This is a genomic window from Phenylobacterium sp. RIFCSPHIGHO2_01_FULL_69_31, from assembly GCF_001824475.1.
GTDB lineage: Bacteria > Pseudomonadota > Alphaproteobacteria > Caulobacterales > Caulobacteraceae > Phenylobacterium.
In genome coordinates this window covers 205,961-220,310 of the sequence record NZ_MHXN01000003.1, presented here as the reverse complement: position 1 = coordinate 220,310, position 14,350 = coordinate 205,961, and the positions used below count along the sequence as shown (strand labels likewise).

General features: G+C 70.0%; 12 protein-coding genes. 6 read left to right on the top strand and 6 right to left on the bottom strand.

Features of this window, described 5'->3' with window-relative positions; all coding sequences use genetic code 11:
* Positions 1-10: 10 nt before the first annotated feature.
* Positions 11-1,558, top strand: coding sequence for a class I adenylate-forming enzyme family protein (locus A2790_RS01255; protein WP_293386894.1), 1,548 nt, complete (start codon positions 11-13; stop codon positions 1,556-1,558).
* A gap of 105 nt (positions 1,559-1,663) precedes the next feature.
* On the opposite strand, the gene A2790_RS01250 is transcribed toward A2790_RS01255, so the two are convergent.
* From A2790_RS01250 to A2790_RS01235, 4 genes are all read right to left on the bottom strand, one after another.
* Positions 1,664-2,083: a helix-turn-helix transcriptional regulator gene (locus A2790_RS01250; RefSeq protein WP_293387046.1), complete on the bottom strand. Its 420-nt coding sequence runs from the start codon at positions 2,081-2,083 to the stop codon at positions 1,664-1,666.
* A 182-nt stretch (positions 2,084-2,265) separates the two neighbouring features.
* Positions 2,266-3,228, bottom strand: a complete 963-nt coding sequence (locus A2790_RS01245) for a DeoR family transcriptional regulator (RefSeq protein ID WP_293386893.1) — start codon at positions 3,226-3,228, stop codon at positions 2,266-2,268.
* A gap of 92 nt (positions 3,229-3,320) precedes the next feature.
* Complete coding sequence (locus A2790_RS01240; protein ID WP_293386892.1) at positions 3,321-5,360, bottom strand: S9 family peptidase; 2,040 nt, start codon at positions 5,358-5,360, stop codon at positions 3,321-3,323.
* 102 nt (positions 5,361-5,462) lie between these two features.
* Complete coding sequence (locus A2790_RS01235; RefSeq protein ID WP_293386891.1) at positions 5,463-5,624, bottom strand: hypothetical protein; 162 nt, start codon at positions 5,622-5,624, stop codon at positions 5,463-5,465.
* A 163-nt stretch (positions 5,625-5,787) separates the two neighbouring features.
* Between A2790_RS01235 and A2790_RS01230 the strand changes: the two genes are divergently transcribed.
* Positions 5,788-6,204, top strand: a complete 417-nt coding sequence (locus tag A2790_RS01230; RefSeq protein WP_293386890.1) for a hypothetical protein — start codon at positions 5,788-5,790, stop codon at positions 6,202-6,204.
* A gap of 46 nt (positions 6,205-6,250) precedes the next feature.
* Entirely contained in the window at positions 6,251-6,745 is a 495-nt protein-coding gene (locus A2790_RS01225; RefSeq protein WP_293386889.1) for a GAF domain-containing protein, read from the top strand.
* Between the two features lie 14 nt (positions 6,746-6,759).
* Here the strand turns inward: A2790_RS01225 and A2790_RS01220 are convergent, their stop codons facing one another.
* Positions 6,760-7,029, bottom strand: a complete 270-nt coding sequence (locus tag A2790_RS01220; RefSeq protein WP_293386888.1) for a hypothetical protein — start codon at positions 7,027-7,029, stop codon at positions 6,760-6,762.
* 201 nt (positions 7,030-7,230) lie between these two features.
* On the opposite strand from A2790_RS01220, the gene A2790_RS01215 reads away from it, so the two are divergent.
* From A2790_RS01215 to A2790_RS01205, 3 genes are all read left to right on the top strand, one after another.
* Positions 7,231-8,403: an acetyl-CoA C-acetyltransferase gene (locus A2790_RS01215; protein ID WP_293386887.1), complete on the top strand. Its 1,173-nt coding sequence runs from the start codon at positions 7,231-7,233 to the stop codon at positions 8,401-8,403.
* 78 nt (positions 8,404-8,481) lie between these two features.
* A complete protein-coding gene (locus A2790_RS01210) occupies positions 8,482-9,174 on the top strand; it encodes an SDR family NAD(P)-dependent oxidoreductase (RefSeq protein ID WP_293386886.1) in 693 nt (230 codons plus the stop codon).
* Positions 9,175-9,341: 167 nt separating this feature from the next.
* The gene (locus tag A2790_RS01205; RefSeq protein WP_293386885.1) at positions 9,342-11,894 is read left to right on the top strand and encodes a TonB-dependent receptor; all 2,553 of its coding nucleotides are present in this window, start codon (positions 9,342-9,344) and stop codon (positions 11,892-11,894) included.
* Positions 11,895-11,898: 4 nt separating this feature from the next.
* Here the strand turns inward: A2790_RS01205 and A2790_RS01200 are convergent, their stop codons facing one another.
* Positions 11,899-14,259 carry a penicillin acylase family protein gene (locus A2790_RS01200; protein WP_293386884.1) on the bottom strand — a complete coding sequence of 787 codons (2,361 nt, stop codon included), beginning with the start codon at positions 14,257-14,259 and terminating at the stop codon, positions 11,899-11,901.
* Between the last annotated feature and the right edge of the window lie 91 nt (positions 14,260-14,350).

The window sequence follows — 14,350 nt, the reverse complement described above, 5'->3', positions numbered from 1 at the left end:
GTTCGCTGTCATGACCGCCGAAGAGCTGCTGTCCCAGGAGTTCGGGACCATTGCCGACGTCATCCGCGCCCAGGCCGCAGAGCATGGCGACAAGCCGGCCCTGGTGGATGCCAAGCGGACCATCGGCTACCGCGAACTGGACGCCTTGATGGACCGCATCGCGGCGGCCCTGCAGCGGGACGGCGTGGGCCCCGCGGACGTGGCCGCGATCTGCGCCACCACCTCGGCCGAGTATGGCGCGACGTTCTTCGGCATTCTGCGCGCGGCGGCCACGGTCGCGCCGCTGGCGCCGTCGTCCACGCCCGAGAGCCTGGTGATCCAGCTCAAGGACTCCGGCGCCAAGGTCTTCTTCCTGGACGCCCAGCTCGCCCAGCACATGGCCGGCGTCATGGACCAGGTGACGGCCAAGCGGGTCTCGCTGGATGGCTCGGACGCATGCACGCCCTTCGAACAGTGGCTGGCGCCGGAAGGGGCCAAGCCCGTGCTGCACGCGGTGGAGCCCGATCAGGGCTTCAACATCATCTATTCCTCCGGCACGACGGGGGCGCCCAAGGGGATCGTCCAGCCGCACCGGATGCGCTGGGGCCAGATCCGGCGCGGGGTCTATCCGGCGGATGCCGTCACGATGATCTCGACGCCGCTCTACTCGAACACCACCCTGGTCTCGTACCTGCCGACGATCTCGAACGGCGGCACGGCGGTGCTGATGCCGAAGTTCGACGTGAAGCAGTTCCTGGAGCTGTCGCAGAAGCATCGCGCCACCCACGCCATGCTGGTGCCGGTGCAGTACCGCCGGCTGATGGAATACCCGGACTTCGACCGCTACGACCTCGCGTCCTACCAGATGAAGTTCGCCACCTCCGCGCCGTTCTCGGCCGAGCTGAAGCGGCAGGTCCTGGACCGGTGGCCAGGCGGCCTGGTCGAGTTCTACGGCATGACCGAGGGCGGCGGCTCGTGCGGGCTGCAGTGCCACGAGTTTCCCGACAAGCTGCACACGGTCGGCCGGCCGCTGCCGGGCCACGACATCCGCCTGATCGGCGAGGACGGCAAGGAAGTGGCCCAGGGCGAGGTGGGCGAGGTGGTCGGCCGCTCGGGCGCGATGATGGTCGGCTACCACAACCAGCCGGGCAAGACGTCCGAGGCCGAATGGTACAGCCCCGAGGGCCTGCGCTTCATCCGGACCGGAGACGTCGGCCGCTTCGACGAGGACGGCTTCCTGACGCTCATGGACCGCAAGAAGGACATGATCATCTCGGGCGGGTTCAACATCTACCCGAGCGACCTCGAGGCCGAGCTGCACCAGCACCCCGCGGTGCTGGAGGCCGCGGTGGTGGGTGTGCCGTCGGACGCCTGGGGCGAGACGCCGGTGGCGTTCGTCGCGCTGAAGCCGGGCGCATCCGCCACGGCCGAGGAGGTGAAGGGCTTCGTCAACGGCCGGGTCGGCAAGACCCAGCGGCTGGCGGACCTGACGCTCGTCGAGGCCCTGCCGCGCAGCCACATTGGCAAGGTGCTGAAGCGCGAGCTGCGCGACGGCTACAAGGCTCCAGCGTCAGCCTAGAGCCTTCCCCCTTCAAATCATTTGAAGGGGATAAGAAGGCTCTATCTCTTTGATTTTGAGCGCAATCTGATCGCCGAACCGGCTTCCACTTCGGCGGATTGCGCTCTAGCCTTCGTCGGCGACGACGCGGACCAGTTCGACGATCTTGCGCCGGATGGCGGGCTCGGCGATGCGCGGGAAGGCGGCCATCAGCTCCATGCCCTCTGTCGAGAGCATGAACTCCTGCGCCGCGTCGCGCTGAGCGGCCAGAGCGTCCTGGTCCCCGAGGCCGTCGTAGAAGTAGGCCACCGGCGTCTTGAGGGCGGCGGCGATCTCCCACAGCTTCGAGGCGCTGACGCGGTTGGCGCCCCGCTCGTACTTCTGGACCTGCTGGAAGGTGATCCCGAGGGCCTCGGCCAGACGCTCCTGGCTCACCCCCATCTCCTTGCGGCGCATGCGGATCCGCAGGCCGACGTGGCGGTCGACGGGGTGGGGGCCTTCGCCCCGCCCGGCCTCGGGAGCTTCCGCGAGCGGAGCCCCCTCGATTTCGCGTTCCAATGGCCTTGTCATGTTCCCCGACCCGGTGATGCGGGGGCCACCTCACCCCCCGATGGAGCAGCCCCCGCGCCCGTACCTCCCCCGAGGTACGTCCATAAGTTGAGGCGCCGTAGCTCAGCTTGAAAACGAACGCCTACCCATTTTGGGGCCATGCCACGTTCTCGTTTCGGTCAGGCTGCGCCGCGGAGGGCAAGAACTTGGCGTTCCCACTCGGCGAGAATGCCGAAATCGCCCAGTGCGGCGTACAACCGATGCAGGTGCGACTGATTGTCCAGCATGTGCTGGACGAAGGGCGGGCGGGCCAGGACTCGGGCCGGGATGATGCAGCCGTTCCCGCTGCGTTCGCATTTGCCGGACTCGACCAGGCGGTGGATGTGGCGGCGCACCGTCTCCTGCGGGATGCCTAGCCGTTCGGCCAGGGTGGTCGTCCGGACCGGTCGGCGCAGGCTGTCGGGCACGAAGGCGCGCTCGGTCCACGCCTCCTCGTCCTCGCCGCCCTGGCTGTCGTCCAGGTGTTCGGTGTTGGCGTGGACGACGTCCATGAGCACGAGCCCCGTCACCAGGTCCCCCATATGGATCGTGATCGGTTCGGCCAGGCGCAGCAGGTAGTCCGACGACAGGCGGATCACGAGGCGGACGGGCGGATGCTCCGGGTCGAAGGCGCCGGCGGTCGGTCGGGGCAGGTCCTCCAGCAGGCCGATGCCCCGCAGGCGGAAGTAGAGATTACGGACCAGGGCGTAGTTCGCCTCCGCTCCCATCCGGTAGAAGGGCGAGTTGAGGGGCGCCGTCGGGATGATCACGCCGCGCTCGGCCGTGCGCACGACGCCTAGCTCCACGAGGCTGGAGATCCGGCGGCGCGCCGTCTCGAAGGGTATCCGCAGCGAATTGGCGATGGCGCTGACGCTGACCGGGCGACGCAGCTCGTCCGGCGGCGGTTGGTCGAGCGTGGCGTAGGTGCGCTGAAGCGCGGCGTTGCGGGTGATCTGGGCGACGTTAGCCTGGCTGATGGCGACCATCAGCAAGCCATCGATCACGTCGCGCCCGAACCCGCCCAGCTTCACCAGATCCAGGGCGAAGCCGTTCGCGAGGCGCGCGGCCACGCGGATGGTGGTGCTGGGCGCGTGGCGCGCCATGGCCCCTATGTTCCCCGCCTCGGCATGCCGGCCGAATAAACCATGTTACGCGGGATATTGCATCCGACCCGTAACACACGGGGAAGGTCGCCTCATTTGTATCGGTCGAACCACGCCAGGATCGCGCCGGCCTTGGCGCCGGACTGCGACGGCCGCGCCGCGATGCCGCCGTGGCTGGCGCCGGGCACGCGGACGAGGGCGGTGGGCACGCCCCGCAGTTGGAGGGCCGCAAAGTACTGGTCGGCCTCGGACGGCGGCGTGCGGTCGTCCTGTTCGCCCACCACCACCAGGGTCGGGGTCTTCACATTGCCCACCAGCGAGAGGGGCGAGCGGGCCCAGTACCCTTGCGGGTCCTCCCAAGGCATCTTTCCGAACCAGTAGCTGGCCATGAAGGTGTAGCCGTCGGTGGTCAGCACCTGGCTGGACCAGTTGATGACGGGCTTCTGGGTGGCCGCGGCGCGGAAGCGGTCGGTCTTGCCGACGATCCACGCCGTCAGCGCCCCGCCGCCCGATCCGCCGGTCACGTAAAGGCGCTTCTCGTCGACCACGCCCTTGGCGATGGCCGCGTCCACCACGCTCATCAGGTCGTCGTAGTCGTGGCTGGGATAGTTGCGGTCGATCTCGTTGGCGAAGGCCTCGCCGTAGGACGTGGAGCCGCGGGGGTTGGAATAGACCACCACATAGCCCGCGGCGGCGTAGAGCTGGACGTCGGTCGAGAAGCTGGGCCCATAGGCGGCGAAGGGGCCGCCGTGGATCTCCAGGATCAGCGGGTACTTCTTCGCAGGATCGAAGTTCGGCGGATAGGCGATCCAGGCGCCGATAGGCTTCTTGTCGTAGCTGGACGTCACCGGCAGCGCCTCCACCTGCGCCATGGACTTGCCGGCGAGGAGGTCGGCGTTGAGGTCGGTGACCCGCCGGGCCTTGCCGCCGCGCGCGACGACCAGGTCCGAGGGCCGGTTCGTTGCCGCGTCGGTGAAGGCCACGACTCCGTTGCGGCCCACCGAGAACTCGCCGCCCGTGTAGGGACGGTCCAGGCCGCCGCCGCCCAGGCCCGAGAGGACCGTCTCGACCTTACCGTCCAGACTGACGCGGGCGACCTTGGTCACGCCCTGGTCGTCGTAGCTGACATAGAGGCTCTTGCCGTCGGCCGCCCACTGCGGGGCGCCGACGCTTCGGTCGAGGCCGCCGGTCAGGACGCGGCTGTTCCGACCGTCGCGGTCCATCACGTAAAGGCGTTGGTTCTCGTAGCCGCGCCGCCGCTGGTCGTCGAAGCCGACGTAGGCGATCTTCGAACCATCCGGCGAAACCGTTGGCGCGAGGTCGGGGCCAACCCGGTTGGTCAGGCGGGTGAGGGCGCCATCCTCCAGGCTGACGGCGTGAATCTCCGCTTCCTGGGGATCGCGCTCCCAGGTCTCGGCCCGGTTGGTCGAGAACAGCACCGAACGTCCGTCACGGGCGAAGCTGATCGGCCCGGCGTTGTCGAACTTGCCGAACGTCAGCTGGCGGGGCTGGCCACCGTCCGCCGCGACGGCGAACACCTGGCGGTAGCCGGGCTTGAGGAAGCCTTCGCCATCGGCGCGGTAGGTGATGCGATCGATCACCTTTAGCGGCTCGGCCCACTTGGCGCCCTCGGGCTTACGGATCGAAGGGGCGAGGGGGCGGCCTTCGTCCACGGTCAGCATGGTGAAGGCCAGCGTCTTGCCGTCGGGCGACCAGGCGATGTCGTTGGGCGCCTGCTCCAGGCTGGCGACCCGGGCCGAGCGGCCCGTGGCCATCCAGCGGACGTAGAGCTGCGCGCCGTCGGGGCCGGCGGCCACATAGGCCAGGCGCGAGCCGTCCGGCGACCAGCGGGGCGCCAGGTTCGAGGCCTCGTCCACGACCAGCGGCGTCTGCGCGCCGGTGGCGGTGTCCACGAGCCAGATCGAGCGCCGGGCGCGGTCGGTCATGATGTCGTTGGAAACGCGGACATAGGCCACCGCGCCGCCATCGGGCCGCACCTGCGGGTCGCTGGCCATCTGCAGGCCGAACAGGTCTCTCGCGCCGAAAATGCGGGAGGGGCCGTCGGCCACCTGGGCCGAGACGGCTCCCGCCGTCGCCAAAGCCAGCACCGAGACGAAAGCCGCCAGACGCATATTGAGGAATCCCCGAACCGAACAGGTCGGTCAGGAGAGGGGCGCGGCCGGGCTTTGTCCAGAAGCGCTTCGACGAACAGGCGTCACCGGGCGCGGAGGAGCCTAGAACAGGCCAGCGCGCTGGGCGATCACCACCGCGGCGATGATGAGGATGAGCGCCTGGATGATCTGGTTGAAGGGCGACGGGAGCGGCAGCTTCTGGACGGCCCAGGCGATGAGGGCGGCCACGACGAGAACGACGATGGCGAAGATCAGGAGGGACATGCGGCGGGACCTGTAAGGCTTGACTGTGAGGCCCCTAAAGCGCGCGCTGCGCAATAGCGTTCCGTCGCCGCGCCTGGGCCTGAAAAGACACACTACGACGCAGCCAATCGCCCGTCCGCGCATTAGCCAAATTGGCGGCACAGGCCTTGCGGAGGAGCACGCCATGAAGCGGATTCTTCTCGCCCTGGGACTGAGCGTCCTGCTCCACGGCGCCGCGCAGGCGCAGGACGACCCATGCCGGGCGCCGCAAGCCGCCGTCGGGCAGCAGGTCCGGGGACCCGTGCTTCACGTCATCGACGGCCACACCCTGTGCGTCGCCCAGACGCCCGATCCCGCCACCTGGGTGAAGCTGGAGCTTCAGGACGCGCCGGCCGCCGCCACCTGGGCGGAGCTGATGAGCGTCGGCTTCGGCAAGGACGTCGTCTGCGTCGTCGGCGAGACCGGCGCCGCCTGCCGGACCGAGGGCCGTTCGCTCTCCGCCGAGCTGCGCGCGCCGGAGGCCAAGGCGGCCAGCACCGCCTGGCGGGCCGCAACGCCGCCGCTGCGGGACGCGACCCTGCGCGTCGCCGCGGTCGACTGACAGGCCGGGGCTGGCCGCCGCGCCCGCGCCTCGCTACATCCCGCGCATGGCCGAAGCCTTCAACGAGATCACCCTGCCCGCGGAGAAGGCGGAGCGCTACGCGGCGGTTTCCGCCGAGATCGCTTCGGTGCTCGAGGGCGAGCCGAACCGGGTGGCGCGGATGGCCACAGTGGCGTCGATGCTCGCCAACAGTTTCCCCCACTACTTCTGGACCGGCTTCTACGTGGTCGACGAGACCAAGGGCGACGAGCTGGTGGTCGGACCCTACCAGGGCACCCTGGGCTGCATGCGCATCGCGTTCGGACGCGGGGTCTGCGGAACCGCGGCGGCGACCCGCCAAACCCAGGTGGTCGAGGACGTCCATGCCTTCCCCGGCCACATCGCCTGCGACAGCCGCTCGGCCAGCGAGATCGTCGTGCCGGTCATTGACGGCCGCGGCGAGCTGATCGCCGTGTTCGACGTGGACTCAGAGCAGCCGGCCGCCTTCGACGCGGTGGACCGCGAATGGCTCGAGCGGATCCTCGGCGCGACCTTCCGGTGACGCCTCCCGCCTGATCAGGGCGGCGGGCCGAGGGATGGGTCGCGGATCGTCTGCAGCACCTGGGCCTTGTCCACCAGATCGCGGTCGTCCTTGGCCCGCTGAAGCACTTCCGAAGGCCGCATGCAGACCTTCGTCTTCATCCGGCTGCCCAGAACCGCCTCCTTGCGACAGACCACGCCATCCTTGTCCGGCGTCCCGGCATAGGGCTTGGGCACATTCGGCGCGGTGAAGGTCGCGACGGGCGCCGTGCCCTGCAGAAGGACGGCAAGCAGCAATGCGGTCATACGGAACTCCTCGGCGAACTGTGTCCCCTCGGGGTTCACGCTGCCCAAGGTCCGGCCGGGCCGCGACCGGTTTGCGTCTAGCGGTCGCGCCCGTGCGTTGGATGACGCCCCCGTCACCTCCGTTGTCTTACGCAAGGGCGCCCCGCTAAGACCCGCTGCGAAGCGCCGGATGCGGCGCGAACGAGCATTGGGAGCTATGCAATGGCCGAGGCCTACATCGTCGCCGCAACCCGCACCGCCGGTGGCCGCAAGGGCGGCCGGGTCCGCGGTTGGCACCCCGCCGACCTGGGCGCGGTGGTGCTGAACGAGCTGATGGACCGCACCGGCGTCGATCCGGCCGCGGTCGAGGACGTGGTCATGGGCTGCGTCATGCAGGTGGGCGAGCAGTCCACCAACATCGCCCGTAACGCGGTGCTGGCCTCGAAGCTGCCGGAAAGCGTGCCGGCCACCTCGGTCGACCGTCAGTGCGGCTCCTCGCAGCAGGCGCTGCAGTTCGCCGCCCAGGCCGTGATGAGCGGCACCATGGACGTGGTGATCGCCTCGGGCGTCGAGAGCATGACCCGCGTCCCCATGGGCCTGTCGGTCTCGCTGCCGGCCAAGGAAGGCTTCGGCATCCCGAAGAGCCCGCGGATGGAGGAGCGCTATCCCAACATCCAGTTCAGCCAGTTCATGGGCGCCGAGATGGTCGCCGAGAAGTACGGCCTGACCAAGGACCAGCTGGATGAGTTCGGCTACCACAGCCACCAGCGCGCCATCGCCGCCACCCAGGGCGGGGCCTTCAAGGACGAGGTCCTGGCCATCGACGGCCTGGACGCCGAGGGCAACACCGTCCGCCACGATAGCGATGAGGGCATCCGCTACGACGTCAGCCTGGACGGCATGCGCGGCGTGAAGCTGCTGCGCGAGGGCGGCCGGATCACGGCGGCGACCTCTAGCCAGATTTGCGACGGCGCCTCGGGCGTGATGGTGGTGTCGGAGAAGGCGCTGAAGGAGCACAACCTGACGCCGCTGGCCCGCATCCACCACCTGTCGCTGCTGGGCCACGACCCGGTGATCATGCTGGAAGCCCCGATCCCGGCCACCGAGCGCGCGCTGAAGCGGGCCGGCATGTCGGTGGACGACATCGACCTCTACGAGGTGAACGAGGCCTTCGCCTCCGTGCCGGTGGCGTTCATCCAGAAGCTGGGCGTCGATCCGGATCGGGTCAACGTCAACGGCGGCGCCATCGCGCTGGGCCACCCGCTGGGCGCTTCGGGCACCAAGCTGATGACCACGCTGCTCTACGCGCTGAAGGCCCGCGGCAAGAAGTACGGCCTGCAGACCATGTGCGAAGGCGGCGGCATGGCGAACGTGACGATCGTCGAGCGCCTCTAGCGCTCCGCGGCGAAATGCGGTTCTGAGGGGGCGGCCGGGGGAGACCCCGGCCGCCTTCTTGGTGTTGGGGATGGGCGGATGGCCGGACGTGTCGTGGTGATCACCGGAGCCTTCGGGGTCCTGGGCCAGGCGGTGGCGAAGGCCGCGGCGGCGCAGGGCGCGCGGCTGGGGCTGATCGACTTCGCCAAGGACCCGCCTGCCGGCCTGCCCTCCGGGGCCGATGCCCTGGCGCTGGGCGGCGTGGACCTGTCGGACGCCCCCCAGGCGGTCGCCGCGATGGACGCGGTCGCCGACCGGTTCGGCGGTATCGACGCGCTGCTCAACATCGCGGGCGGCTTCACCTGGGAGACACTGCAGGGCGGGGCGATCGAAAGCTGGCCGGCCATGTACCGGCTGAACGTGCTGACCGCCGCGACCGCCTGCCGGGCCGCCGTTCCGCATCTGAAGCGCAGCGCGGCGGGGCGGATCGTCAATGTGGGCTCGTCGGCGGCGCAGAAGGCCGCGCTGGGCATGGGCGCCTACGCCGCCGCCAAGGCCGGTGTCCACAGCCTGACCCAGGCCCTGGCCGAGGAGCTGAAGGGCGACAACGTCACCGTCAACGCCGTCCTGCCCTCGATCATCGACACGCCGGCCAACCGCGCGGACATGCCCGACGCCGATCCCTCGACCTGGGTCGCGCCCGCCGACCTGGCGGCCGTGATGCTGTTCCTGGCCAGCGAGGCGGCGACGGCGGTCACGGGCGCGCTGGTGCCGGTCACCGGCCGCGTCTGAGCGATCGCCGGGATCGCAGCAACACCTTATGGCGTAAGGGATTGCGGCTTTGGCGCCGCATCTGTGGGCGATCTTGGCAGGGCCGGGCTCCCGCACCCGGATCGTCACGTATCCGTCGTACAGTCACGCTAGGGCGCGCCCCACGCGTTTTGCGTAGGGGATAGAAGATGACCATGTCACGTGCGCGGCTGCTGGCCGCGGCGAGCGCCTTTGGCCTGTGCGCCCTCCCGGCCGCGGCCCTGGCCCAGGAAGCCTCGGCGGTCGAGGAGATCGTCGTCACGGCCCAGAAGACCCAGCAGCAGGCCATCGACGTGCCGATCTCGCTGACGGCGTATGGCGCCGAGCGGCTGGAAGCGCTGGGCGTCCAGGACTTCGCCGATCTGTCGCTGTTCACGCCCGGCTTCGAGGTCCAGGACCAGTCGCCGAACAACCCCGGCTTCGTGATGCGCGGCATCACGTCGGACTCGACGGACCCCTATTCCGAGGCGCGGGTCTCGGTGTTCCAGGACGGCGTCTCGATCTCCAAGTCCCAGGGCTCATACGTGGAGCTGTTCGACCTGGAGCGGGTCGAGGTGGCCAAGGGACCGCAGTCCACCCTGTTCGGCCGCGGCGCCCTGATCGGCGGCGTGAACCTGATCCAGACCAAGGCCTCCACAGCCGGCGCCGACGGCTACTTCAAGGTCGAGGCCGGCGACTACGACTACCGCATGGGCGAGGCGGCCGTGAACCTGCCCATGAACGACAAGCTGGCGCTGCGCCTGTCCGGCCGGCTGCGGTATCGCGACGGCTATGTGAAGAACGCCCTGGGCGGCGAAGACTTCCAGTCGGTGGACACCAGCGCCTTCCGCGCCGCGCTGCGGTTCGAGCCGAACGAGCGGGTCGGCATCGACCTTATCGCCAACTACCAGAAGGACGAGCCCACGGGCACCTCGTTCAAGTCGGGCGGGTTCTCACCAACCGACCCGGTCACCGGCCAAGTCCTGGGCGATACGCGGCCGCAGAGCGCGGCGGCCCTGGCGTCGCCGGCCAACTTCGAGGGCGGCCGGCCGCTGGGCCTCGAGCGGATGGTGACCGGCTATACGGCGCTGGCCGAGTTCAAGCTGACCGACGCCCTGACGCTGAACTCCATCAGCGCCTATCGCCGCTACGACAGCGAGGAAACCTTCGATCCCGACGGGACGGCCCTGGGTATCCTCACCGGCCTGAACGATGCGCGCGGCGAGCAGTGGAGCCAGGAACTGCGGCTCAACTACGACAACGGCGGCCGTTTCCGCGGCTTCGTCGGCGGCGACATCTTCAAGGCCAAGGACCGGCAGCGCGTCCCGCTGCAGTTCGACGAGCGCATCGGCCTGGCGGTCGTGACCGGCCAGCTCAACGCCAGCGCCGCGGGTCTCGGCCTGGCCGCCACGACGCCGGCGCCGGCCGGGGTGTTCGCCAACACCGCCTTTACCGGCGCCCTGTTGCGCGGGCTGGTGGCCAGTATCAGCGGCAACCGCGTGGTGCTGAGCACGGCCCAGGCGACGGCCATCGCCGCGAACCTGCGCGCGAACCACGTGGAAGAAACCAGCTCCACCAGTGACCTGGACTCGTTCGACGTCTTCGCCGATGGCACCTTCAAGGTGACCGACAAGCTGGAGGTGTCGGCCGGCGTACGGTTCACCCGCGACGACAAGACCACGGGCTTCGGTTCGCGCGTGGTCGGCGGTCGCAGCGTCCTGGGCGGCGCCATCGGCGCGGCGACCGTCGCGGCGGCCGGGACCCCGGCCGCTCTCGCGCAGGCGCAAGCGATCCTGGGCGCGCTCTCGCTGCCTACCGTGCAGCAGATCCCGGCCTCGCAACTCCCGCTGTTCGGCGTCACGTTCCAGCCGACCACGGGCAACGGCCAGGTGTTCGAGCAGGACCTGAAGGACGACGGCGTCACCTGGCGCCTGGTCGCGCGCTATGCGGCCTCGGACGACGCCAACCTCTACGCCTCGTTCGCCCGGGGCCGCCGCCCCGGGGTGCTGGCCGCCTCGGGCCCCGCGTCGCCGGGGACGGCCCCGCGGTTCGGCCAGGTCGACGCCGAGACGGTCGACAGCTACGAGGCCGGCGCCAAGCTGGCCCTCCTGGACCGTCGCCTGCGCCTGGACCTGTCGGCCTACCGCTACGACTACGACAACTTCCAGACCGTGGAGCAGCAGGGGACGCTGTTCGTCATCACCAACGCCGGCAAGGCCAAGGCCTACGGGTTCGAGGGCCAGGCGGACTGGGCGGTGACCTCCTACCTCGACCTGCTGGCGACCTATGCCTACAGCCACGCCCGGTTCGACGGCGGCGCCTACGACGGCAACCGCTTCCGGCTGTCGCCCGACCACTCGCTGTCGGTGGCGGTCTCCTGGCGCGCGCCGCTCGCGGGCGGCGAACTGGAGATCCGGCCCAGCTACACCTGGCAGTCCAAGGTGTTCTTCGACGACACCAACGACCGGGCGGTGTTCCAGGCGAACAACTTCGTGCCCGACCGAGTCCAGGACGAGTTCCAGAAGGCCTATGGCCTCCTGAACCTGCGCGTCTCCTGGAGCCGCGAGGACTCGCCGGTGACGCTGGAGGCCTTCGCCTCCAACCTGACGGATGAGGACTACATCATCGACGCCGGCAACACGGGCGACAGCCTGGGCCTGCCCACCTTCATCGCCGGCGCCCCGCGGATGGTGGGCGTGGGCGTGACCTACCGCTGGCGCTGAGCCTCTAAGGGGCCGGCGTCAGGCGCATCAGCGTCTCGGCGTCCGCCTCGACCGCGGCCCGGCTGAAGCGCAGGGGCACGTAAGCGCCGGCCGCCCAGAGCGGGAACAGGTCGCGGTAGTGCGGACTGGTCGGGTCGGCGGACTGGCCGGGGGTGTTGATCGCCATCGAGTTGTCCCAGGCCCCCACGTCGAGCACGAGGCGGACCGAGGCGCCGGCCGACTGGGCGAAGTCCTCGGCCCGCCAAGTCGCGGCGCGCGGCGTGGAGGACGACCCCGGGACCTGGAGCGGACCCACCGTCATCTGCGCGGCAAGCTGCGGGTCGGCCAGGGCGGCGACGGCCGGGACGAAGGTCGCCCTGTGCAGGCGGCCCCAGGTCCAGGTGGCCATGTCCGGGCCCAGGCGGCCCTTCAGCTCGCCCACGGCGTCCGCGAGGCTCGAGAGCAGGATCGGGTCGCGGACCTTGGCGGGCCGGGCCTCAAGCCAGGTGAGGACCGGGTCGGGCGATCCTGCGCCGATCAGCTTCCGCGCATCGGCCGATAGGCCGGCGGCCGCGGCGGTGTGGCGGCCCAGGTGCTTGACCGCCCAGGTCTCGTAGATCGCGGCGGCGGCGCTGTCGGTGCTCTCGTGCCCGTCCCAGGCGGAGAGCAGGGCGAGCGCACGCGCGACGTCCGGATCGGCGCTCTGCAGCCCCTTCACCAGCGCCACGCCGCGGCGCGCCTGCGGGCTGACGCTGTCCACCTGCAAAGCCATGGAGTCGGCGAGGGTGGACTTCGGCAGCCCGTCCAGCACTTCGTGCACGCGTTGCGTCCGCGACGGGTCCGCCCATTCGAAGCCCAGCTTGCGCCGCTCGCGGGGATAGGCTGGTTCGGCGGGGATGTTCATGGCGTTTGCGGTGGCGAAGTACCCTGCGGCCGGGTTCTTCACCACGGGTAGGCCGCCGTCCTCCACGAAACCGGCCCACTCGTAGCGGCCGTCGCCCGGCACGGGCATCAGGCCGTCCCAATTGGGCCGCACCGGGGTGCGGCCGGCGGCCGACCAGCCGATGTCGCCCTTGGTGTCCGCATAGACGAGGTTCAGCGGCGGGGCGCCCCAGCGGTCGCGCGCGGTCTGGAAATCCTCCCAGCCCTTGGCCCGCCACAGGCGCGAGGAGCCGAAATAGCCGGCGAGGCCCGGCTCGTTCCAGATCGTTCGGATGGAGAAGGCGCGGCCCTTGGCGTCGTCCTGGAAGACCACCGGCCCGTGGCGGGTGAAGTGCAGCTCGACCTCGCGCGGCGCCTCGCCCTTCACCTCGATGGTCTCCCGCACCACCGTCATCGGCTCGAAGGCGCCCTTGTAGCGATAGGCGTCCCCCTTGGTCTCGTAGGCGTAGAGGTCTTCCTGGTCGATGTAGAAGATGGTGAGGCCGAAGGCGGCGGTCCCGTTGTGTCCCAGGGAGACGCCCGGCAGGGCGGGCTCGCCCGCCCCGATGATCGACAGGCCCGGCGCATCGAGGTGTGCGATATAGCGGAGCGACGGGGTCCCTACCGCTCGGTGAGGGTCGTTGGCCAGGATCGGCCGGCCCGTGGCCGTGCGCGCCGCCGAGATGGTCCAGTTGTTGGAGCCCTCGGCCGACCGCTCGTCGATGACCTGGGCAAGCGTCCTGGGCGCCGGCGGCTTGAAGCTCACGGGCTCGGTTGCCAGCACATAGTCGGCCAGCACGTCCGCCGGCACGTCGCAAGGATCCAGCCCCTTGGGGATCGTGACCTTGTGCGCCGGCTCGAGCTTGCGGCGCAGGGCGTCGGCCTCCACGCCCCCGGCGCAGATAGTGCGGGCCCGGGCAACTTCCGAGGCGACGTTGGAGACCAGCGCGTGGCTGCGGATGCGCAGGATGTCCTCAGGCTTCCAGTCCTCGGGCCGGCTGTCGGTCAGCTTGAACTCCACGGGGAGCGGTCGCTTGCCGGCGCGGACGTCCGCCACATAGGCGTTCACGCCGGCGGCGAAGGCCTCGACCGCCTCCTTGCCGCCGGGATCGTACGCCGCCCATTCGGCGGCCATGTCGCCCCGGTAGAGGAACAGGCGCGTGGCCCGGTCCTGCGTGACGTAGGCGGGGCCCAGGCTCGCGGACAGACGGCCCAGGCCACGCTTGCGCCACAGGTCGATCTGCCAGAGCCGGTCGCGCGCGGCGTTCCAGCCCTGCAGGAAGAACGCGTCGCGCGACGACTGCGCATAGATGTGCGGAATGCCCCAGCGGTCGACGATCAGTTCGGCCGGCGCGGCCAGCCCCGGTACGGCGCTCGTCTCCTGGCGCACGGCGCTGGACACCTCCGCCTCAGCCGATCCGGCCAGCAGCATCGTCGCCAGACCCCACATCATGCCGCGCTTCATTCCGCCCCTCCGTCGCATGGTTGCGGCGATAGTGGACCGGCGCGTGGCCTCCCGTCACGCAGCGCTTGCGCTTCCGCACAGGTCATCGGCT